Raw genomic sequence first — 20579 nt, 5'->3', positions numbered from 1 at the left:
TCTACAGCTTCAGAGATGCAGGAATACGAACGGAAATCCTAGTAGTACTATTACACTGAGGACTATCCCCAAAATCATGAGGAGCCAGTAATTCTCACGTTTCCATTCACCCAGCTTCCATCCGTAAGCCAGCAAACCGAGTAAGGGCAGGGCGAGAAACCCGGCGACGTGCCAACCCATCGCCTCATACAAGACTCGGACCTGCTCTACGCTGCCTGGATTCAACGTACGGTTCACTGCCTTCCTGTACCCAACCCCGACGACAGGAGAAACCAGTGAAACCACGACTCCCAGAAACCAGATCTGCTTCTTCAACCTTGAGATCACCTCTAAAGTGGAGTCTTCCACATCACGAAGCCGGTCCCAAGTATAACGATCAACTGGACAAGTAGCGGCACCTGCAACGCCAGCCACGTACCCATGACCAGGGCCAGAAGTCCACCGAGTACTCCGATCGGCTTTCTTCCTTTCTTGACTCGGGAGAGATTCCTGTTCTTCAACGGCTTGAAACTGCCTCTGACCAGGTATTCCCCGTCAACCCACCGGACTCCTTTGTAACCGACGACTGCCGACAGGACTCCGGCTATCAGTGAGAGCGCGAAGTGGATCTGTTCCAGGATTCCACCTGAGTCAGATCCTCCGAACAATCCAGAAAGGAAGCCAAGCGGATTCGATACTCCAGGACCTGTTCCGCCGCCTCCGTTGTCTGGTTTCTCACAGGCAAAGGTGCCATCGCCCTGAGCGTAGGCTTTCTCACCTTCGGCACAGGTCTTGACCAGGAACTTGCCTTGCTCGTTCTGCTTGCACTCGTAAATCTCGTAGAGGCCATCGCTGTTCACCTTGATCGACTGAGTCCCTGCCTCACACTGCGAAGCCTGGACACCGGTGACATCTATCGTCGTCGACGTGCTTGCTCCGCTTCCAGTATCCTCAACTTGGACGGTACAACTTCCGGAGATCTCCTGCTTATCGGTACTGGTTGACTGGAAGGAGACATCGAAGCTATAGGAAACAGTCTGACCAGGGTACACCGTCTTCGTCCTCTGACTATCCGTGAACGTGAAGCCGTTACTGCAGTCCGTGATACGAGCTGAGAAGCTACCCTGACCATCTCCAACGTTCTTCACTACGGAAGAGATTGTACCGGTCGAAAGCTCCTCGATTCGCGTTGAGCTTTTCGACACGATTTCTGGTTCGCCGGTTGGCTTGGAGATCTCGATGTAACCGTTCTCCCCGACATCGACGTACACCGTGAACATCGGATAGACCAGAAGATCCTCTGTATCGTAGGTGAACGCCCCCGACTTGAACGAAGTATCCGCAACAGTAGTATAGGCCAGGTCGCTCGACGTATCGACTTCAGCAGCACTCCAGGCACGGTCATTCAACCACTCCGCGGCCTGCCAACCAGTATTCATCCCGGCTGCCCAGTCCTGAATGGTATCGTGCGCCGAGTTCTCCAAGTAGTTCTTGTAATCATTGTAACCCTGCTGGCTGATAATCCTCCAGCTGCCGCTGTACCTGTTCGCGTGGAGTGCGTAGACTCTGCCAACATTCGGCTGCGGAGCTCCAGTATCCAGGTTTCCGTTCCATCGAACCTTAGCATGACTACCGAGATTAGAGATCACTCCTGTACCGGCATCTCCATTGGACAAGGTCGCAGACTGAACCGTTTTGCCGCCTGCCTGTAGCTCAAACCGAGTCTGGAAATGCTCCTCAGGATTATCCAGATACGCTGGCGTTCCCAGGTACGTTGACTGCTGGAAACAGTAGATCTCGTAACTCCAAGAACCTGCTTTCCAGGCATAATGGCCGCTTCCCTCACCGTTCCCGTTCAGGTCATAGCACCGGTTTTTGATAGCCTGAATCGCTTCCTCCTTAGAATAGAATCCTGTCTCGTGGTACGGGACCACTGTCTGGATTTTACGGAGCTCGGAACTCGGCGTCGTAGAATAGCGCAGATGGTTGTTCTGAGATGTTATGTCAATGGTCAAGTCCTGCTGAACATCGCCTTCAACCGACTGACTCATCTGGTCCTTGTCTAGGCGGATGTCGATTTTATCGGTGGCCTGATCCGATGCCACCGAGATTGCGAATAATGTCCCGTCGAATAAGGTGCTTGTCTGAGTGTAGGTGATTGAGTCGACGCTGGTCACCGTGGCCGAGGAAACACCTGTGAAGAGAACCAGGCAGAGAATCAGTGAGGCGGCACGTTTCACTGCGAAGTACCACCTCCTCCAACTGATCCACACGGAGCCTTGTAGTACAGATTTCCTCCGTCCCTGTACTCAAGCTGGAGACCGTCAGGAACAGTCGCTCCTTTATCCTCTACGTAGTCCCGGAAGTCCTCCTTCGTCTCTATCGGGGTATCGTTTCCTGGGTAGACTGCTTCCTGCCAGCTACATGGGCTGCTGGAGCCTCCGATAACTGTGCCCTGACTGTAGATAACCGCAGCAAAGCCGAGAACTAATATCAGGGCGAGAAACAGAGTTACAGATATCGCTGGATGCTCCTTGACGAACTCGGGAAAATCCATACTCAAGAATTACCAAGATGTATTTTTAAAATCGATGGGCGGGAACCGGGTTTATCTTACCAGCCTGCTACAGTCACTCCATGCCCAGCCAGCTCACCTGCTCGGAATGCGGCGACACCGAAGAAGTCGAACTCCAAGATAAACTCCAGTGGGAAGACGGCGGGGCACGTCTCTACTTCCCGGTAGCTGAGATCGACGCCGGCGAAGAAGTGAACACCCAACTCTTGCTGAACGCGGAACGGACCTGGTATGAGGACCCGTCGACCGGAGCCGCGTTCTGCGCCCCCTGCTTCTGCGAAATCCCAGGCACCAACATCGAGAAAGAGGACTTGGGAAGGCTGGAGGACGGTTCACTGCACTTCGATATGGACGTCGACGAACTCTCTGAACAGTAATCAGAACAGCCTGTCCAGGCGCTGCCGGACCGAATCAATCCTGCCCCGAAGCGTATCACCGCCATGACCCACGGAGCCGGAGAACTCGATGATAGTATCCTCACCGGTTAACTTCTCAACCACGTCATCCGTGTCGATCTCTCCCCTCTCGTACGCACATAGCATCTGGTACAGCTGATAGGTGGTGATGAACTTGAAGCCTCGATCCTCCAATTCCTCCCGGAAATTGTTCGGATTCAACGACCGGCTCTCCGGATCCTCATTCCGGAACGGGTTGTAAACCAGAAGCCCAGACCGGTCCTGACCGTAGCCTTCCTCCTCAGCATCTTCCACATGGCGCTCTAGCTTCTGGACCTTCCCCAACCTCACACCTCTCTTCCGCCCCGTGACCTCCAGTATAATCGTCTGGTCGTCAAGCACTATCCCGCCGTCCCGGAAACCAGGCTTCTCACCTTCAACGGTGAGACCCATCTCCCGGAACGCCTCCCTGACAGGCTTCTCTAACCCGTAATCGCTGTAATCCTCGTCGTTCGCAAACAACAGCTGGCGGAACCACTCCGCCCTCTCCACCTGCTGCTCCAACTCGGAGACCTGGCTCTCCAAGCTCTCTATCTCGCTCAGTATATCTTCCTCTCCCGGCACCTGGTAGTCATCCAGCCATTCCGGGACCTGCTCGACGTCGACATCGAAAACCTCCACAAGGATGTCCTGTGTGAACTCGTCGAACTTCTTCGAGGAGTTCGCCGGAATCAGGTAAACCGACCCATCCGAATGAACAGGATCTCCATCATCGTCATCCGCAACAAGACCGACTTCTGCAGCAATCGTCCGGCCAACGTTCTCCTCGGCAATAACCTCAACTTCCACGTTCGGGCCGTAATCACTGGATCTCGGGGCTGCCCGTGACTGTACCTGCTGGCTCATCCCCGGTTTCGAGGGACGAGGACGCGGATCGGAATACGGGGTTGAACGGTACCTGCTTCGCTGTGCAATTCTTTGAAGGACGACCTCCCACTCGAAGTCGTTGGCAAAGCACGGTTCCCAGTCCTCAAACCCGTCACGTACCTCGATTAAATCCGATCCTTCCTCTCCGTCGTTCAGGCCGACGTAGAAAGGAAGCCACTCAAACAGGTCGCAACTGTACCTCTCGGTATTCCCTTCTCGGTCCTCTCCTCGAAGCTCTACTTCTTGATGCTCTGGCAACCGTATCACGAGGTCGTTGCCGCCGAACAGGAACTGGACCACGTCGTCCCGACTCGGGAAATGCACTGCATCCTCGAGATCAAACCAAGGATGAACGACTTCGTATTTCCGGTTCTCCAAGTCCAGCAGGTCGTAGAACGCGATATTGTAGTGTTTGAGGTTTTCCTCGTCGCTCCAGCCAGCGTAATCATCTTCTACGCCGGATCTGGAGCCTTTGGTCAGTATCCTCGGCATCGGACTCCTCGTTACAGTAGACGAGCCAAGAGAGCGTCTTTAATCTGGAGGTTCGCTGATAGAGACACACCGATTTCCACCGGTCAACACTTGACCTTCTCCACAAGCCGTTGACGCGGTCGCCGGGACCTGGATCGCGTCGAACTCGCTGTGGCACTCGAAATCCAGTGCAAGGAACTCATCAGGCCCGCACCTGTACTCGGAATACCGGTCAACGAAGTAACCGATAACCGTCAGCACCAGCAGTACCGTGAACAGAGTGAAAAGCAGCAGTTTCAGAATCTGCTCGTCTTTGTGCCCGCTGAACACCATTCCTGCTATCTCACCCGAAAATGAAGACTATCAGGAACACGAGCACCGCTGCTGACCACTTCACAGTCGGGTAGGTTCTGTCCCACGGCCCGAGCCACTCCACGAACGAACCAGCCGCCACAACAAGGAGCGAGAACAGGGGCGGCACGATGAAGAACGGGTACGGAACAGAGTGACCCCACGGAACCGGAGACTCCAGTTCCCTCCACTCAAAGATTTTCTTAGCAACATCCAGTGCCGGGCCGAGAACCGGACTGTAGTTCACGGTGAAATCGACATAGGCTACGCCCTTCGCCGTGGACTGGCTTCCATTGAACCGGGGATCGGAGACACGGATACTGAAACGCGCCGGCGACTCCTCTCCGTCGAAGGTCTCCGGGATCGTCCCGTTCACTGTCACTGTCTTCTTGCTGAACGAGTTCCTGTTCAGGATGACCCGGTCGACGGAGAGATTCACCCATCTACACGAGTCGCCTCTGGAGACGCAGTCAATGTTCAAGGTGACGTTGCTGTCCCCCGTGTTCCTGACGACTACGTACTTCTCGAAGCTGGATCCAGGGTAGCCTGAGAGCTGGAAGGTCCTGTCGTCCTCCGAGGTGATGGCTGAGACCGTCCAGTTGTACTCTGGGCTGGTCACATTCTCTACAGTGGTTTTGCTGTTGGAGCCGACTACGACCGTTGTGCTGCCGCCACTGGATCCTCCACCGGAAGTCGTTCCCTGACTCTTCGACTCGTAGTAAGTCAACGTGGCCGAGTGGGTTCCGGCGTGAATCGAGGAGTTCGTATGGTTTTCTCCGATGACGAATACGATGTACTCGGTTCCGTCGATCACCTGTTCTTCGACCTGGATGTCCTTGCTGCTGCCGTCGATGGTTGCTTCTGTCTCGGTCGGGTCACGGCTGTTCCAGTTATCAGCCCACTTCGTCTTCACCGCGTACCGGAACTCCTGCTCCTCAGTAAGATTGGAGTTAACGTGGAAGCCGAACTCGATACTGTACTTGTAGTAATCCGACGCCTCAGTCTTCGTCACCGGAGTCCTGTTCAAGTGGTTTCCTGGGCTGCAGGATTTGTGGAACGTGAAGCTGGAGACACTATCTGCAGGGAACGTCTGCTGGGTCGAGTTCACGACAGAGCAACCCGAAACTTCCGAAACCAATGAGTCGACGTCGACCCGTAGATCTGTACTGGTTCGGACGTTCGCCGCCTCGACATACTGGGATGCCGTGAACGACTTGTTGATGCCTTTCCCAACTGTCACGGGGCCGGAGGCGTACTCCGTTGACTGGTTTGCCTCGTTCCTGACCCAGTCTCCGCTGGTTGTCCCGTTGTTGCAGGACGAGGTGACGATTGACTCTCCTGCAGGTACGTCTGCGGAGGTAGTAACCGAGCAGGAATTGCTGATATCTACGGAAGAGAAGCTGAAGCTGCGTGTATTATTCACGACAAGCCGCGTCTGATTGTAGAGGTACTGCTGATCGATGTCGTGGACCCTGGAAACGTCTTGTCCAAACGCTTCCTGCTTCTCTTGTTCATCCTGTATCCAGTCACCGGTCGCGTTGTAGATCTCCGTCGTCGACTCTTTGCTGGAAAGGTTGACCTCTCGCATCCCACCATTCACCGTAGAGCCCGGAAGGGAAGGCGCGGAAACATTGACACCTGTAAAGACGTATCCCTCCGTTTCGGCCAGAGTCTTGTTCTTCGCCAACCCTTGCTTACCTAAGTCGTGACTGTAGCCGATGTCTGCGTACAGGGAACTGGTTGACTCATTGATTACGTCAATTACGTGAACAGGTCTGGTGCAGTCCATCGTCGCTCGGACGTTACTTCCAGAGTCGATATCTGTGGTCGAGACCTGAGTGCAGGTACTGGAGACGTCGACATCATGGAACGTGAAACTGCGTGGATTATCGACGATTAACTCGGTTCTGTTGTGGATTCTCTGCGTATCCTCACCGTGGCTGAAGTCGCCGTCGCTGTACTTGTTGTAGGTTCCCAGAGTCTCTCCGGTTATCCAGTCCGACTCAGCGACTGCAGAATGCGTGACACTACCCGTTCCAGGAATTGAACCGTTCCAAGACTGTCCCTGTACCACTGTTCCAGCGAGATCAAGTACAAGCTGATAGTCAATACTGGAGGCCGCGTCGTTGAAGATGGTAACCGTCCGGTTGACTCTCTGTGTCGAAAGCGAGTGGCCGAAGTCATCCTCACGCACTCCAGTATCTGATTCAGAGACATCAATCTCGAAGCTGTCCGACGCACCCTTCACATCAGAGATCGAGACCGTGGAACTGAACGGGATAGAAATACTGGAACGGAGAGTCGAGTTCGTGAAGGATAATGCGGAGCCAATGCCTGTGAACTCGGAGATATCGCTTTCGCCCTTATCGTCGAGAGAGAAGTTCAGCCGGGTGTCGTCTTTTCTATGATTATCTACGAATTTTACACCGGTGATCTCTGGAGGCTTATTCGCAGTTTTCCCGTCCAAGGAGATACTGTCGATTGAAGGACTCGAAGATCCTTTACTGTATGATATATTGTATTTTACGTCCGTAGCACCCTGCGTAAGCCCGAGGTCGATCGTTTGAGTTCCCGAACTTGTAAGCTCCGAACTACTCATCTTCTCTTCCTCCAGAGTCGTGGAGAAACCATCGTTGCTGGTTTTAACCCAAATCGTGATCGTTCCACCATTCTTCTTGAAATTTGAGACTGTTATATTATCCCAAATCTTTTTCTCGGGGACTGAGTAAACTTTAGATATATAATTCTTTTTACTGGAATCGAAACTTATTGTAATGTTTCCTTTAGTTGCTTCTCCAGCTCCTCCGCCCGTAACGGTGTTTATTGATGAGCCGAAACTCGTATTGAAGAATCCTTGTCCGTCTCCTCCCGCTTCTCCTACACCGCCAGCGGGCGAATCTCCTCCATCTCCTCCCCAGTTGCCTCCTCCAGCTCCGGAACCGTCTTCTGATTGACTACAACAGTTATCTGCGTTTCCTCCGAGGCCGCCTCCTGCGCCTCCTCCACCTCCTGCGTACATATCATAAACTTGGTACTGAGCACCTGCACCCCCTCCACCTCCTGCGGCTGCCATAATATGACTTTGAGGGGATACAATCGCTGAAAGACCTCCTCCGCCCCCTGCGCCGGTCGCTGGGGTGTTTCCGACTCCTCCTCCATAACCTCCGTTGTAGTATCCCCATCCTCCATAGCCTCCGTGTTCTGATTCTCCTCCTGCACCACCAACGTAGATATCCCAATTTTGATCGTTGGAGATTGTGATATTTCCTTTAACGTATCCTCCAGAACCTCCGGGATCATATCTGTCATAAGTTCCGCTCGGCCCTCCTCCTCCCGGCCCGTTGATCTTCACGGTATAGACCGTATTAGGCAAGTTCGCAGAAAATTCCTGAGCCGTACCGGTTGTATTATAGAAATTGGTTCTGTTCTGAGAGAATAATTTACCATTACTTAAAATAGTTCCTTGAAAGTTTCCTTTTTGGAAATCTTCTGATGTGTTGGTTTTAAAAGTCGCTACAGAACCTATGATGTAGCTGTAGTACTGGAACTCGAAGTTCTCCGGGTTATCCGTCAAGGGATTGTATTCTGGCTGTGTGAAGTTCACCTTGACAGTTCTCTCACTGTCAGCAGGGTATGTGACGTTGTATACCTTGAACTCGTACTGAGAAGCATTGTCGAGCCTGCCTGTTGTGATCCCTGCGTCCACCAGCTCCGGGTCGATATCTTCGTTGTAACTTGCTGAAGCAGGCGAGTGGTTCAAACCGTTCCAGTCGACACCTGAGATGTTAGTACGTGGGTCGTATGCGATCACCAGTTTCTCTGTCGTCCGGTTCTCGTACAGATTGTCTTTCGTAATCGCCTGCTGGACTTTGGAAGCGGAGATCTGTTCTACACTGCCGGAGACTGGGATTTTCCTGGTCTCCTCTCCGGAGTATACATTTTGGGTCATGTTCTTCGGCGTCCCAGCATCAATCAATTCATAATCTAAGATCAGGTGCTCGTAGTGGGCCTCGGAGCTGATGTTAATTCGCTCGTCCTTGTCACTGGTCACAGACCCATTGACGAAGTTTGTCTTCAGAACACCCTTCTTCAACGAGATCTCCCCTGAGAACGTCTTCCCCTGTAGGTACGTGTAGTTCGAATCCTGTGCAACCTGGAAACTGAACTGGATCTGGAGATCTCCGTCTCCCTTACTCTTGGACTTGACCTGTACACCGTCTTTCGTAGCCAAATTATCTGGTTTGACGACTTTTCTGTAGGAGACTGTCTTGTTCAGATAGTCCGTGGTGAACCGGATACCGTTCTCTGTGTACGTCGTGTTGATTCCATCTTCCTCAAGACCAACAACCTGGATATTAGCAGCAGAACCGTTTGCGAGGAGGAGTAGAGCCGAGGCTAACAGGAAAAAATGTTTTCGAGACACCATACGTAGAACTGCTCAGAGCTATTTAAAATACTAATCCAGAACCGTCACGCTGACCCGGTTGAAAAATCCTCCCTCGGAAACCTCCGTATCCCTGTAGATGAACGGGTTGGCGTAGCAGTACAGCTGTGGCTTAGTGAATCGCCACTTCCGGTGAAGAATACAGCTCATCCGGTACAAGTCCTCCCTCTCTTCTCCCCGATTCAACGCCTTACGAGAAGCGTTCCGCAGCCACTCCTTGTCGAAACCAGAGAGACGGCCCGTAGCGTTCGGCCTATGACTGTGAATCAGGACCTCCGGTTCCTTACTACTGTCGTAACTACCGGTGACGTGAGTCAGATTCCCTACTCCGGTCAGCGTCAGGTCCGTCATCACCTCTGATTCGTTGATATTGGCTATCCACTGCTTCTCTCGTTCCGGGGTGTACGCCTCCTGCAGCGTTTCTAGGTCACTCTTCTGGATGTAGACGGTGTCGACAGTTCTCCGTGGACCCATCCCAGCCTCGATCCTCACGTCCTGGACCAGGCCACGAGTCCCGAAACTCAAGTACTGCAGAACGTACAACGTGGCGACGAAGAAAAACACGGATAAGAAGATTACAGCGACCGCAACAGCTACTACCCGTTTAAGATCCATCTCTGAGTCTTACTCACCTCCCAACTCCTTGAAAAGGAAATGCACGAGGACGACACCGGAAATCAGGGTTCCAACCACTGCTATCAGCACCGCTACGTCCGAAGTAAATATCCCGGCCTCTGAGGCTTTGTCAAAGAAGTTCCCGGAGCCGTGAATCAGGTACGCCGGGATAATCGAATGCGTCAACGCCGTGAACCCGTTGGTAATCAAGCCCAGCAGGAACACGGAGGCTTGACTGGTTTCCTGAGTCCCGTACCTGAAGCTGTGGTAGAACAGGAACTCAATCGACGTCAAGATCCACGACAATACGTGGCTCCAGATATAGCTCCAACGCGGCGAAACACCTCGACTGAACAGGAACAGGTAGATGAAGCCGATCTGCCCGAGTAACATTCCGACGTTGAAGAAGAAGGTTTCAGCGGAGACCGCTGGCTCCACGGCGAGTCCAAGTTCTGCGCCTGGCGAGATGCTGCCGGTGACCAGGTCCGGAGTACCGACTGAAAACGTTCCACTGACGCTGACCAGCATCCCGAAAAACAACGCGATAACAATGAACAGCGGGATCATCACCTTCGCCTGAACCAGCTTCGGAAACTTTTGACCGAGCGGTGTCTGCTCCGGGCTGTGGAACGTGATGTACTGGAAGCCCTTGAGAGAAGGATGCTTCTCGAAGAAGCCTCGATTCTCGAGGAACACCGTAGCGAAGTTGACCAGTAAAGGGGAGAACCCGAGGACGCCGTAGAAAAAGTACTTCACTAGATTTGCCTGTTCAGAAGCTGCTCCGAGGCCGTACAGCAGGAAGGCTGGTAAAGCGATTGTCAGGAAGAAGAACATCAGGACTCCAGATAGCAGCTCCAGTCCATCCTCGGTCTCCATGGGAAAGAACTGGTAGAATATTGTTTTTAAATGAGAGGGAGGAAGACTCCCGCCCCCCGATTCTGCGGAGGGCACTCGGCAAGGCTCCGGGTTCCGAGGCCACCTCGCCACAAGCCATCAGCCACGCCACAAAAGGGCGCTAAATAGCCAGCATCACGCTGTCACGTCCGTCTTGGACGTACCAGTTCCAGTGTCACTGAACAGCTGGAAGTCAAACGGATTCTCGCCGTCCGTCAGAACCTCGTCACCGTCCGAAGCACCCGAAGTGCTTGTCTCAAAGGTGACCAGGTATGAGCTGATTGTCAGCGGATTATCCGGCGTTACAACGACGTCGTCGATGTTGACGGTTGCCTTGTCGTTGCTTCCCAGCTTGTCAATCCCGTTAGACGGGTTGAACACGACACTCTTGGTACTTGCTGCTCCGGAGAGCTCGAAGTACGCCTTCCTGATTCCTTCATCGTGGTTGCCGTCACTGTCACTGTCAGTTGTCGGATCAACGTCTCCGGTGTGCACAACCATCTTCCAGGCACGGTACTCGCTTCCTTCAGAAGGCTTGACTGTGTAGTCGTCGTTCCACGTCTCGATTGATGTGGAGTTACTGTCGACCCCTACATCCAGAGCTTCAAGCGCCGGACTGTAGGTCTGAGCCAGTTCAAAGTTCACCATCTCTGGTGCCTGATTGTACTCGGAAAGCGAGGTGTCGCCGTAGCTGGATCCGTCTGGAATCTCCAGCTTCACGAACTCCGTGTAGTGGCCGCTGGACTCGATCGCCAGGAAGTATGTTCCTGGTTCGTACTGCAGCGTGGTCTCCGAACTGGAGACACTGACCTGATCCTTCTCCTGACTTGTTCCGAAGTACGGTTCGATCGCACGTTCGTTGCCCCAGACTACGTTTCCGCTGCTGTCTGTCGGCTTGTCCGCAAAGACGTGGATTGTACCGCTGCTGACTGCGTTGCTATTCAGATCCTCCAGCTTGATGGTCTTCTTCACTGCACGGTTATCCCAAGGACCAGTTGTATCGGTCCCGTTCTGTGCAGGCGGTGTGACTTGATCTCCGTTTCCCTGATCTGGTGTAACTGTACCTGGAGCGAATATCATCGCCAGTACGAAGAGAAGAGCTGCTGTACCTCCGAGTCCTCCAGCTGCAATTGCAATTTTCTTACCATGTCCCATAATAACCACCTCCCCCTACTCGCCCGGGGAGGCTCGTAGCAGGGATACTATCAAACGTCATACCACACAAATGACAGAATGTGTTTATAAAGGTCTATTCTACCGGACTCTAAAAGCCCGTGTTATACTTAAAAAGAACAAGACTACAGTAGAATATCATGGAGATCGACGGGGAAAACCCGAAGGCATACCAATATATTAAAAATCTGGTCGAACACGACCCTGAGAGCTGGAAGCTATGGACCGGGGGGATCACCTGGGCCAAAGATAAACTCCCGTTCACTGAACCTGTAAGGAATAACCAAGACTTCTCGGACAGCGACAGAGTCTACAGCAAATACGAACTCACCGACATCATCGGCACAAAAGGCGGGGACTGGGAATACAGATTCCTGGACAGCCTTGAGGACGAAGGAATACTAGAGCACGTAGGAAAACGCGACGGCACGGACATCTTCGTCTTCACCCACAACTGGAAGAAAAAACTGGGCGAAGAGATCGAGCCAACCGAGAAATTCCAAGAGGCTCGGCCCTTCATCGTGTTAGGACTGAAGCACGGAGAGGGTAAAGAACTACTCTGAACTCTGTTCTTCCTCGACTTCTTCAAAGGTCTTCGTACACTTCGGGTTCCGGCATACGGCCCGGTCTTCCTCGTTGAAGGATCCACACGTACACAGCCATTCTTCACCCGGAGCTTCCTGTAACTCCTCAGCATCGTCTTCAGAAGTCTCATTCTCTGATTCTCCGTTCTCTACGAACTCTGCCTTTCCTCTATTGACGAGAATATCCGCGTTGTCCTCCGGAACTTCCACAACCTCGTCCTTCTCAAATGGGCCGTAGACATCCAAGTCAGTGCCTCTGACCTCTGGAACTTCAGAAGTTATCCGGACCTCCACATACTCCGTTTCGTTGTCCTCAGAATCCTCTGTCTCTGACTGCTCTTCTTCCTGTGATTCCTGCTCCGATGCTTCACCCCGGCCCATACCCATAATCGCCTTGTACTCCTCCGGATCCTCGTACTCGTCTTTGACCCGATAATTTCCGTCGATGATGCCCTCCAGTTTCAAGTCCATGAGAGCGATACTCGTCGCCTCCTCCGCTTTATCCTCGGCAACACTCTCGTCGACATCGTGGTTCTTCAGGATGTACTGCTTCGCCAAGATCTCCTTATCTGATTTTGACTTCGGTCCGTAGACAAAGGCGGGCTTCCCGTTCCTCTCCAAGGTTTTCAGTTCATTCGCTACCTGCTCGACATCGATATCCTCGTCGCTGCCCTTGTTGAAATTCTCCTCCAAGTCGCTACGGCGTTCCTTTGTGTAGTTCTCGATGGTCCGGCGCTCGAAATCGTCCGGCACCAGGTCTTCCTCCTTCATCTCCGCAAGGATCTCCTCGTGAGTCGGCTTCCACTTCGACGGCAGTTCATCCATGTCGGAGACCTTGGCCTCGAGCTTGGAGCAGGCCACGGACTTCCGCATCTCCTTCTTCGTCTTCTCCTCTTCCTCCTTCTCCTTCTGCTTCTCACGCTCCTTGCGCTCCCGTTCTTCAATGTACGCTTCGGCGCTGGCTTCCCAGTCCTCCTTGAAAAGTGCGTCCTGGTACTCCTGGAAACGCATCGAATCCATGCCGAGTTCCTCGGTGAAGAAACTCCAGTCACTGTTCGAAATCTCGTCCAATGGATCTTGAACACACATCCGCGGACACGGCAACCGGTGACCGTACGTCTTCAAACCACTCGTGGTATCCCACTCGACGATGCCGTCACTCATGTAGATGAAACCGTACCCGAACTCCGGATACCTGCCGTCGAGCGAGGCGTAGTTCCGTTCGTCGCTGAAAGCCTTCTTCAGCTTCTTCCGAGTGTCGCCGTTGTACCAGGACTCGACGTCCTCCTTGTTCATCCGGGTGATGATACGCTTCGACGCCTTCGACAACAGGATCTGATGCGTCTCACTGGGCTTGGAGTCAACCCAGAAGTTGAAGTTGTAGTGCCCGGAGTCGTTCATCGCCTCCTTCACGAACCGGTTGAACACCTTGTCCGCTGTACTGAGTTTGGTGTCCTTCGTCGACTTCTTCACCACTTCTTGGGCCTCGATCATCGACGCGATGAACTGCCGGTCCAATTTCTTGAGCTCACTGCCGGAAAGGTTGCGGACGATATCGAACATCGTCTCCATGAAATACACCATGACGAACTTCCGCACCGTCTCATCGCTGAGAAAACCGGTGTAGAGACAGATGATATCCGGCTCGTCTGAAAGCATCGCCTCCTTCAAGCGTTCCCGTAATGTGTGGTCGAAGCCGGAAGAGCAGACTACGCCCTGAGTACCGAACGTGTCCTCCCAGTCTCTCTCAAACGCTTTCCGGGCGTTCTCCTCGTTGACTACACGGCTGACGGTGAAGGTCTGGCCGTCGCCGTACTCTCTTTCCACGGAGTGCTTGCTGTCCTTGAGCTCTCCGACGTTCTTCAGGTCCTCGAAGCTGGAGTCCCCGACGTCGACGACCCTTCTATAGATGTATTTGTAGTCGCCGTAGCTGGAATCCCCGTGGACGATCTGCAAGCCCCACTTCAGGTTCTCGTACCGCTCAAAGGCGTCGACCGGTACTCCGAACGGCTCGAAAAAGTCTGGGACCTCTCCAGTCGGCATATTCCGGGAGATCGGTGTGAAGACCTGGATGTCGAAGCTCCGGTTCAAGCCGTCCGTGTAGTTCTTCCTGAAGGTGTCCGGGACGTTCGGATTAGTATAGCATTGACTATGGATCTGCTCCAGCCGGTTCTTGATCCCCACCTGCTTCTCCTTCGCTTCTTCCAGTCTCTGGCAGAGACTATGGTTCGACTCTTTCTCGAGGAACTCGTCGATTTTCTCGATACGCTGCGGCGGAGGAGCCAACTCATGCAACTCCAATAATTCGTCCAAGTCACTGGTGTCGAGGACTGGCTCTCGATACGAACCTCGCTCCAGTTGCTCCTGAATCGACTCGACGATGTCCCGGGAATCCCGGTTCAGGAAGAACCCGTTCGGCAAGAGAAACTGGAAGATCTCCGCCAGGTGCGATATCTTGGTAGCATGTGTTTCGAATAATTTGATGTGGTCACCAGCCAGTCCGTGCTCCTTCGCCCAGCCCGTGACCTGTCCTTTCCCCGATCGAGGGATGCCAGGTACGACGAGATTGTTGTTCTCAGAGTTCTCCTTCTGTCCCTCATTGTAGCTGGTGAGAACGTCTTCGAGGTCATTCAGGAACTTGAACGGAGTGGCTAAGGCCAGCGATTAGTCACCCTTCAGGTCCCCGATTTTCGTCCTCGCTGCTGCCTTCGGTGACAGCCTCAGTTCCGCTGTAAGCGAACCCGATCAACTGGTGGATCTTCTCCCCATTCTCATCCATCACCTTCCTCATTGGAGCAGGCATACGCCGGATTTCCTCGGCTTCCTGGCTCCATTTTAGCATATCATGCGGCGTGTATTCCTTCACGACTTCCTCGCCTTCTCGGTCGTAGATCTTCACCGCTTCGTGGAACTCGTGAACCAGGTCCTCCAGTTTCTCGGAGACGCCGTCGCCATTCAGGTTGGCCTGGTTGACGGCAGCATTCAGATTTTCGTAGGCAAAGAAGTATAGCCAGCCGATCTCCGTGCCGGCGTTCGTTCCCCGACTGTACCGTTGGTCCATTGCTTCACGGGCTTTCCGCAAAGCGCGTTCCCGCTTTCTCAGGACAGCGTTCATCACGTCTTCCTTCTGTTTTTCGTCACTCCTACTCCAGTCGTCGTCTATCCTGAATACCTGCTGCTCAAGGACATCGTCTTCCGGCAAAAACTATCCACCTACACTGGAATTGTTCAGTGTTCTATTTAAAGCCTCAGCAGGCTCGGCAGGCGACTGAACTACGATCTGACTTAACGGATCAAGGACGATCCCCGGATTCGCCAAGACGTAGGTATACCCGGATAAGTGAGTTCCAGCCGGGAGAGCATACAAGTCGACCATCAACGCGATAATCGTCGACATCGCCAGCAGGAACGTGCCGACGATAAATTTCGAGAAGTTGCTGACCGTCGGCTCCATGTTATCCGCAATCCAGTTGAACACGTAGTAGTACCAGAGAAAGCGGAGAATCGACGCTGCCGACCCGAAGAAAATCACTAATGCTTCACCGACAGAAGCTCCCTGTATCTGCCAGAAAGCGTTCCACACCTCAATCGCCTGGCCACCGAACTGGATGCCGACCGTAGCGAATACCGAAATCAGTGGGTGTACGCCTTTGTCGATCAGGTTGGCGTAGGTGCCGATCAGCGACGGCAGTACCAGGACAAGGAACCACGCGATATACAGTAGATTCAGCTTCTCCAATAGCTTGTAGAGGAGATACGGCGGGAACAACCTGCTGCTAACAATCTTACTGAGTATCGCTCGCAGTCCCACCGACTAGAGAGTCACCTCCCACTCGTGTTTCCGCCGGGCACATCGAGATCTCGGTCACCGGCTCCGCCAGGCACCTCGATATCAGGAAGTGCTCCGCCACTGTCAGCGGTGAACTCTTGCGGAACACGGTTCTTCGCCCGTTCCACGTTCTGGAGAGCCGTCTTAATTCCCTTCTGCGCTTGCTCGGGAACTTGTTTCTTCACCTGGTTCAGGATCTCCCCTGCCCTCTGCAGTTTCTCTCGGTTCCGGTTATTCGCTTCCTGGGCGACGACCTGCAGCTGATCCAGAGCTTCACTTGCAGCAGCGGAGTGGTTTCTCCGGTGAGCTACGGCTACCTCCGACGCACGTTCGACCGCCACATCGCCGGCAGATACCATGCCCGCCGTCTGAAGCATGTTATCGAAGGCTACGTCCAAGCTGTAGATCGGAGAATCAGCCTTCACCAGCCCAGGACTCGAGTCGATAGTCGTGTTGTTAGAGCTTTGAGCCGCTGAAAGGCTAGTAAAGAGTATCAGGGAAAGTGTGAGGAGACGCAGCTTCATAGTCCCTCATTAGTGAAATATTATTTATAAAAGTGGCAGCTTCGTCAAGCATCTACAGAAAGTCATAACGATTGATATACTCCCGGATATGGGTTTTGGGAACCCCGCTATCCAGCAAATCCTCGATAATCCTTCTTTCCTCATCTTCATTCACATCCTGGACCCGCTTCTTCGCAGAAATAAGTCTCTCAAAGCGGTCAGGGTAATTAGAATCCTTCAACCCCCTCAAACCAACCCTATCAGACTCCTCTTCATCACGTATCCAAGTCAGTTCACCGTCCTCTATTTTCACCTCAGCCTCATACTCGTCCTGACTGGCAAAGAACGAGTCCGCACGCCGCTGATACAGCAGTTCATCCAACCCCGTACTGATCACAGCCCTCTGACCGGGATACGACCCCATCGACACAAAGACATGGTCGTGGATCCGGCAGAGTTCCGCAGCAACATGACCTGTAACGATGATTCCGGCATCAAGTTCAAGGAGCCAGATCCTGCGGGAAGTTTCTGCATGCGCTAAAACAATATCATAGCTTCCCGGGAACTCCTCGCTGATCTGCCGTGCCTTCCCGAGACGATGAGTATCGGAAAATGGAATCCCCAAAATCTGGAGTCCATTGAACTCAGCTACTTCCCCTGAGATCTCCCGAGCATACTCTAAATCCTCCGTTCGCTCTACCACCGCGTCGTAATCAGAATACTCGTCGTGGTTTCCCTCTATCGTGAACGACGTGATCTCCAACTCCTCCAAGTATTCAAGCAGTTCGAGAAATTCGGCGGTGTGCTCATCGCTGTTCATCCCGTCGTTGATCACGTCGCCTGCGAAGAGAACCAACGAGGGATCTTTGCCGCTTATCTCACTTTTCAGCGTTTCCAGGATATCCTTGTCCTGAGTCTCCCACAGGATATCACTGATGCAGAGGATCGACATCTACCAGTGGACTAAGAATCGTCTTCCTCAAAGGCTTCAGTAACCTCCTGGATCTGATCCGCGATCTCGTCCCGCTTCTCACGCAACTGCCCTATCTTCTCCTGCCTGCGTTTCTCCCTCTTCTTCTCCCGCTTCGCCTTCTCAAACGGGTCATCCCCGATGTACGCTACCGAGACATGTACCTTGGAAGACGACTCGTTCATCACCTCAATCAACTCCTCCAACCGGATCAATGCCTCAGCAGGTGCGGCAGAAGCCTCACTACGTTCACGAAGATTCTCGAGACGATCAGATAACCTCCCGACGAACTCGTAGAACTTGTCCCGCTGTTCTGCCTCCTCTAAGTCCAGGGCGCTGACTCGCTTCACGAAGACTTCGATCTCAGAGTATAGCTCGGACAGCCACCGGTCGTAGTCCGACTGGTTCTCGACCTCGATCTCCTTCTTCCGCTTACTGCCGGCGAGAATCCTGTCCGCAAGAGCGTTCCACGCCATCTATTACTCGACTATCGTGCGTCCTGTGGCTTAAACCTCCGTCTCTGTCACGTTCACACCCTTCTCCTGCAGGTGCTGCATCTGTCTCTGGACAAAGTCCTGCTCGTTCGATCCCTTCGTGCCGAGGACATACACCTGAGAGCTTCCTTCTGGCCTCATGGTCCTACCTGCTCTCTGAGTACCCTGCCGGCGGGAACCGCCGAGCCCTGAAGCGATGATTGCTACCTCGGCGTTGGGAAGATCGATTCCCTCGTCCGCTACTCGCGAGACGATCAGTGTGGACAGGTCTCCGTCCTTGAACTCCTGGATGTACTCTTCTCTCTGATTGTGAGTTGTTTCTCCACTGTAGAACGGGATATCGAGTTCCTTGCTGTAGTGCTCACCCTGATCAATCCAGTCCACGAAGATCAACGTCTTCTCCGACTCATGCTTCTCTAGGACGTCCTTCAGGTGGTCCAGTTTGGCCGGGTTCATCGCTGAGACTTGCCTCTTCTCGTGGCCTTCGGCATTCCTGTACTTTTGTCTCTGATTGTCTGAGGACCACGGCACGTTGTGGATCTCGACGTCCGGTTCCTGGACGAAACCATCCTCGAAAAGCGAGTTCCAGTCCGTACCGATCGGCTGGCCGATCAACGTGAAGATCTCCTTCTCCTTTTTATCTTCCCGTACTGGCGAAGCACTGAGTCCCAAACGGTGCTTAGACTGCAAGTTAGCCGTCCTACGGTGGATCTTCGCAGGAATGTGCTGGCACTCGTCATATATGATTAGGCCCCACTCCCGCTCGTTGAACAGCTTCCTGTGACGGCTCGCACCAGCAGTATCGTACGTGGCGATCGTAACCGGACGAATCTGCTTCTTCCCCCCGTGATACTCTCCGATCTGATGCGGACTCAAGCTGGTCTTCTTAATCAATTCCTGCTTCCATTGAGTCGCCAACTCACGCTTCGGCACAAGGATCAGTGTCTCACCACCGATTTCTTCCATCGTGCCTATTCCAGCCACTGTTTTTCCTGAACCGCTTGGACCGACGAAGACGCCGGACCCTATATCGGTGAACCTGCGGATCCACTCCTCCTGGTACGGACGCAGCTTCAGGTCCTGGTCCAGTTCAATGTCGAGGCTTTCTCCTCGCTCCAAGTCACGCCGGTCCTGAACAGGGTAGTTAGCCTCGTAGAGAACCTTCTTGACATCTGCCTCCTTGCCCTCCGTGATTCGAGTCTCAGTATCCGACAGATGCTTCGTATAATGCGTGTTGTGTTCCAGCTTCCGACGGGCAACATCCTCCATGACCTCGGCGTCCTCGGCCTCCAAGACGGTGAACCCGTCCTCGTGCGTATAGAGAGTGAACTGGTGAGCCTGCTTCCACCGCCTCTCAATCCACTCCTCAAGATTAGGGGACCTCCTCGGCAGCACCGACCGTAGATCATCAATCAGTTCGTCGAGGAACTCGTACGGACTCTGCCAGACATCCTCGCGGCGTATCTTGTACATGAAAGCATCGTCCGTAGAATCAACGAGGTGGGCAAGCTGCCCCAGTAACTCCTTCGTCTCCTCTTCTGGATGCTGGATGACTATCTCCCTGCGAGCAGGGAACAGAATAGCCGTCTCCTCGACCTCCCTGTTGCGTTCGTCGGCGATGTCCTTGAGAACAGATTCGATGCCGTCGGCGGCATTCTTGATGGAGTTTACCTCTTCTTCGACGTCCTTCAGTCGGTTGTACTCGTCAGCGATTGTAGTTCACCTGGATGTTGAATCCACGGCGAAGCATCAGCGTGAGACTGCACCTGAGGCTGCATCTTCCCTTCATCACCAAGTCTCCGCATACTGTGCATCTCTTTCTGGGTAATCGCTTCATCCGTGGATGGCCTCAGACAGGATTTGAACCTGCGTGGTTCCGGGTTTCGCCTGTGCGTTGGGCCACGTACGAACGTACACCCCGTGCTTCAGGCCGCTTTCTACCAAGCTGAGCTACTGAGGCAGTGAAATGTGAACCGTCGGGACCCGGATTTGAACCGGGGACTGACGGCCACCGCTCCGTTCTCGGTACATATGCAACTCACAGCCTGCTGGCTTTCACGAGCTACGTATGCACGATGTAAGGGGGAGGGGAGGGGGATTTAGCATCCCGGAACGCTGGCCCGCTCTAAATCACTGAGCTATCCCGACATCAGGTAATCCCACTTGAAGAGAGAGGAGATGGAAAAGAGTCCTTCTCTCCCTCAATGGAAGTATCCGATATCGAAGTATGGCCATCCGTCTTTTAAATGAATTGTCCCGCTCTACCTCTCGAAGAAAAATTCAGAATCAAGCGCCGGGAGGGGGAGAGGGCCGCGAAGACGCATGCCATCTGCAGGGTAATTTTAAACCTCTGTTTCGTACACTTCTATTATATT

General features: G+C 53.3%; 18 protein-coding genes and 1 tRNA gene. 2 read left to right on the top strand and 17 right to left on the bottom strand.

What is annotated here, in order from left to right:
- Window positions 1–9: 9 nt before the first annotated feature.
- The 3 genes from RJT50_RS03995 to RJT50_RS03985 are packed head-to-tail and all read right to left on the bottom strand — an operon-like array spanning window position 10 to window position 2536.
- A complete protein-coding gene (locus RJT50_RS03995) occupies window positions 10–348 on the bottom strand; it encodes a hypothetical protein (protein ID WP_313694296.1) in 339 nt (112 codons plus the stop codon).
- Window positions 330–2219, bottom strand: a complete 1890-nt coding sequence (gene fsx1, locus RJT50_RS03990; RefSeq protein WP_313694294.1) for a fusexin 1 — start codon at window positions 2217–2219, stop codon at window positions 330–332. The genes RJT50_RS03995 and fsx1 overlap by 19 nt, the downstream gene beginning before the upstream one ends.
- Window positions 2216–2536: a hypothetical protein gene (locus RJT50_RS03985; protein WP_313694292.1), complete on the bottom strand. Its 321-nt coding sequence runs from the start codon at window positions 2534–2536 to the stop codon at window positions 2216–2218. The genes fsx1 and RJT50_RS03985 overlap by 4 nt, the downstream gene beginning before the upstream one ends.
- A gap of 80 nt (window positions 2537–2616) precedes the next feature.
- Here RJT50_RS03985 and RJT50_RS03980 point away from each other — a divergent pair, with 80 nt between their 5' ends.
- On the top strand, window positions 2617–2931 hold the full coding sequence (locus tag RJT50_RS03980) for a hypothetical protein (RefSeq protein ID WP_313694289.1): 315 nt from the start codon (window positions 2617–2619) through the stop codon (window positions 2929–2931).
- Here the strand turns inward: RJT50_RS03980 and RJT50_RS03975 are convergent, their stop codons facing one another.
- From RJT50_RS03975 to RJT50_RS03950, 6 genes are all read right to left on the bottom strand, one after another.
- The gene (locus RJT50_RS03975) at window positions 2932–4368 is read right to left on the bottom strand and encodes a hypothetical protein (protein WP_313694286.1); all 1437 of its coding nucleotides are present in this window, start codon (window positions 4366–4368) and stop codon (window positions 2932–2934) included.
- A gap of 39 nt (window positions 4369–4407) precedes the next feature.
- On the bottom strand, window positions 4408–4680 hold the full coding sequence (locus tag RJT50_RS03970) for a hypothetical protein (protein ID WP_313694284.1): 273 nt from the start codon (window positions 4678–4680) through the stop codon (window positions 4408–4410).
- A 10-nt stretch (window positions 4681–4690) separates the two neighbouring features.
- Window positions 4691–9124 (bottom strand): glycine-rich protein, encoded by a 4434-nt coding sequence (locus RJT50_RS03965; protein ID WP_313694282.1) that lies wholly within the window; start codon window positions 9122–9124, stop codon window positions 4691–4693.
- Window positions 9125–9154: 30 nt separating this feature from the next.
- The gene (locus RJT50_RS03960) at window positions 9155–9757 is read right to left on the bottom strand and encodes a hypothetical protein (protein ID WP_313694280.1); all 603 of its coding nucleotides are present in this window, start codon (window positions 9755–9757) and stop codon (window positions 9155–9157) included.
- A 9-nt stretch (window positions 9758–9766) separates the two neighbouring features.
- Window positions 9767–10633, bottom strand: a complete 867-nt coding sequence (locus tag RJT50_RS03955; protein WP_313694278.1) for a hypothetical protein — start codon at window positions 10631–10633, stop codon at window positions 9767–9769.
- 153 nt (window positions 10634–10786) lie between these two features.
- Window positions 10787–11806, bottom strand: a complete 1020-nt coding sequence (locus RJT50_RS03950) for a hypothetical protein (protein ID WP_313694276.1) — start codon at window positions 11804–11806, stop codon at window positions 10787–10789.
- A gap of 158 nt (window positions 11807–11964) precedes the next feature.
- Here RJT50_RS03950 and RJT50_RS03945 point away from each other — a divergent pair, with 158 nt between their 5' ends.
- Window positions 11965–12387, top strand: coding sequence for a hypothetical protein (locus tag RJT50_RS03945; RefSeq protein ID WP_313694275.1), 423 nt, complete (start codon window positions 11965–11967; stop codon window positions 12385–12387).
- Here RJT50_RS03945 and RJT50_RS03940 read toward each other — a convergent pair.
- The 8 genes from RJT50_RS03940 to RJT50_RS03905 all read right to left on the bottom strand — a co-directional run bounded on the left by RJT50_RS03940 (window position 12379) and on the right by RJT50_RS03905 (window position 20164).
- Window positions 12379–14829 carry a DNA replication complex subunit Gins51 gene (locus RJT50_RS03940; protein WP_313694273.1) on the bottom strand — a complete coding sequence of 817 codons (2451 nt, stop codon included), beginning with the start codon at window positions 14827–14829 and terminating at the stop codon, window positions 12379–12381. The two genes, RJT50_RS03945 and RJT50_RS03940, sit on opposite strands and share 9 nt — an antisense overlap.
- Window positions 14830–15076: 247 nt before the next feature.
- Window positions 15077–15610 (bottom strand): hypothetical protein, encoded by a 534-nt coding sequence (locus tag RJT50_RS03935; protein ID WP_313694271.1) that lies wholly within the window; start codon window positions 15608–15610, stop codon window positions 15077–15079.
- A gap of 3 nt (window positions 15611–15613) precedes the next feature.
- Window positions 15614–16219, bottom strand: coding sequence for a hypothetical protein (locus tag RJT50_RS03930; RefSeq protein WP_313694269.1), 606 nt, complete (start codon window positions 16217–16219; stop codon window positions 15614–15616).
- Window positions 16220–16230: 11 nt separating this feature from the next.
- Window positions 16231–16761 carry a hypothetical protein gene (locus tag RJT50_RS03925; protein ID WP_313694267.1) on the bottom strand — a complete coding sequence of 177 codons (531 nt, stop codon included), beginning with the start codon at window positions 16759–16761 and terminating at the stop codon, window positions 16231–16233.
- A 52-nt stretch (window positions 16762–16813) separates the two neighbouring features.
- Window positions 16814–17692: a metallophosphoesterase gene (locus RJT50_RS03920; RefSeq protein WP_313694264.1), complete on the bottom strand. Its 879-nt coding sequence runs from the start codon at window positions 17690–17692 to the stop codon at window positions 16814–16816.
- Between the two features lie 11 nt (window positions 17693–17703).
- Window positions 17704–18186, bottom strand: a complete 483-nt coding sequence (locus RJT50_RS03915) for a hypothetical protein (RefSeq protein ID WP_313694262.1) — start codon at window positions 18184–18186, stop codon at window positions 17704–17706.
- A 30-nt stretch (window positions 18187–18216) separates the two neighbouring features.
- Window positions 18217–19677 (bottom strand): DEAD/DEAH box helicase, encoded by a 1461-nt coding sequence (locus RJT50_RS03910; protein ID WP_313694260.1) that lies wholly within the window; start codon window positions 19675–19677, stop codon window positions 18217–18219.
- A 372-nt stretch (window positions 19678–20049) separates the two neighbouring features.
- Window positions 20050–20164: transfer RNA gene (locus RJT50_RS03905), tRNA-OTHER, on the bottom strand.
- Window positions 20165–20579 lie beyond the last annotated feature (415 nt).

This window comes from Halobaculum sp. XH14, from assembly GCF_032116555.1.
Lineage (GTDB): Archaea > Halobacteriota > Halobacteria > Halobacteriales > Haloferacaceae > Halorarum > Halorarum halobium.
This window is presented reverse-complemented; position numbering and strand designations above follow the sequence as displayed.

Excerpts from the sequence above, each read along its gene's own strand:
- RJT50_RS03985 (WP_313694292.1), bottom strand. The coding sequence starts at position 2,536 with ATGGATTTTCCCGAGTTCGTCAAGGAGCATCCAGCGATATCTGTAACT.
- RJT50_RS03980 (WP_313694289.1), top strand. The coding sequence starts at position 2,617 with ATGCCCAGCCAGCTCACCTGCTCGGAATGCGGCGACACCGAAGAAGTC.
- RJT50_RS03975 (WP_313694286.1), bottom strand. The coding sequence starts at position 4,368 with ATGCCGAGGATACTGACCAAAGGCTCCAGATCCGGCGTAGAAGATGAT.
- RJT50_RS03970 (WP_313694284.1), bottom strand. The coding sequence starts at position 4,680 with ATGGTGTTCAGCGGGCACAAAGACGAGCAGATTCTGAAACTGCTGCTT.
- RJT50_RS03965 (WP_313694282.1), bottom strand. The coding sequence starts at position 9,124 with ATGGTGTCTCGAAAACATTTTTTCCTGTTAGCCTCGGCTCTACTCCTC.
- RJT50_RS03960 (WP_313694280.1), bottom strand. The coding sequence starts at position 9,757 with ATGGATCTTAAACGGGTAGTAGCTGTTGCGGTCGCTGTAATCTTCTTA.
- RJT50_RS03955 (WP_313694278.1), bottom strand. The coding sequence starts at position 10,633 with ATGGAGACCGAGGATGGACTGGAGCTGCTATCTGGAGTCCTGATGTTC.
- RJT50_RS03950 (WP_313694276.1), bottom strand. The coding sequence starts at position 11,806 with ATGGGACATGGTAAGAAAATTGCAATTGCAGCTGGAGGACTCGGAGGT.
- RJT50_RS03945 (WP_313694275.1), top strand. The coding sequence starts at position 11,965 with ATGGAGATCGACGGGGAAAACCCGAAGGCATACCAATATATTAAAAAT.
- RJT50_RS03925 (WP_313694267.1), bottom strand. The coding sequence starts at position 16,761 with ATGAAGCTGCGTCTCCTCACACTTTCCCTGATACTCTTTACTAGCCTT.
- RJT50_RS03920 (WP_313694264.1), bottom strand. The coding sequence starts at position 17,692 with ATGTCGATCCTCTGCATCAGTGATATCCTGTGGGAGACTCAGGACAAG.
- RJT50_RS03915 (WP_313694262.1), bottom strand. The coding sequence starts at position 18,186 with ATGGCGTGGAACGCTCTTGCGGACAGGATTCTCGCCGGCAGTAAGCGG.
- RJT50_RS03910 (WP_313694260.1), bottom strand. The coding sequence starts at position 19,677 with ATGTACAAGATACGCCGCGAGGATGTCTGGCAGAGTCCGTACGAGTTC.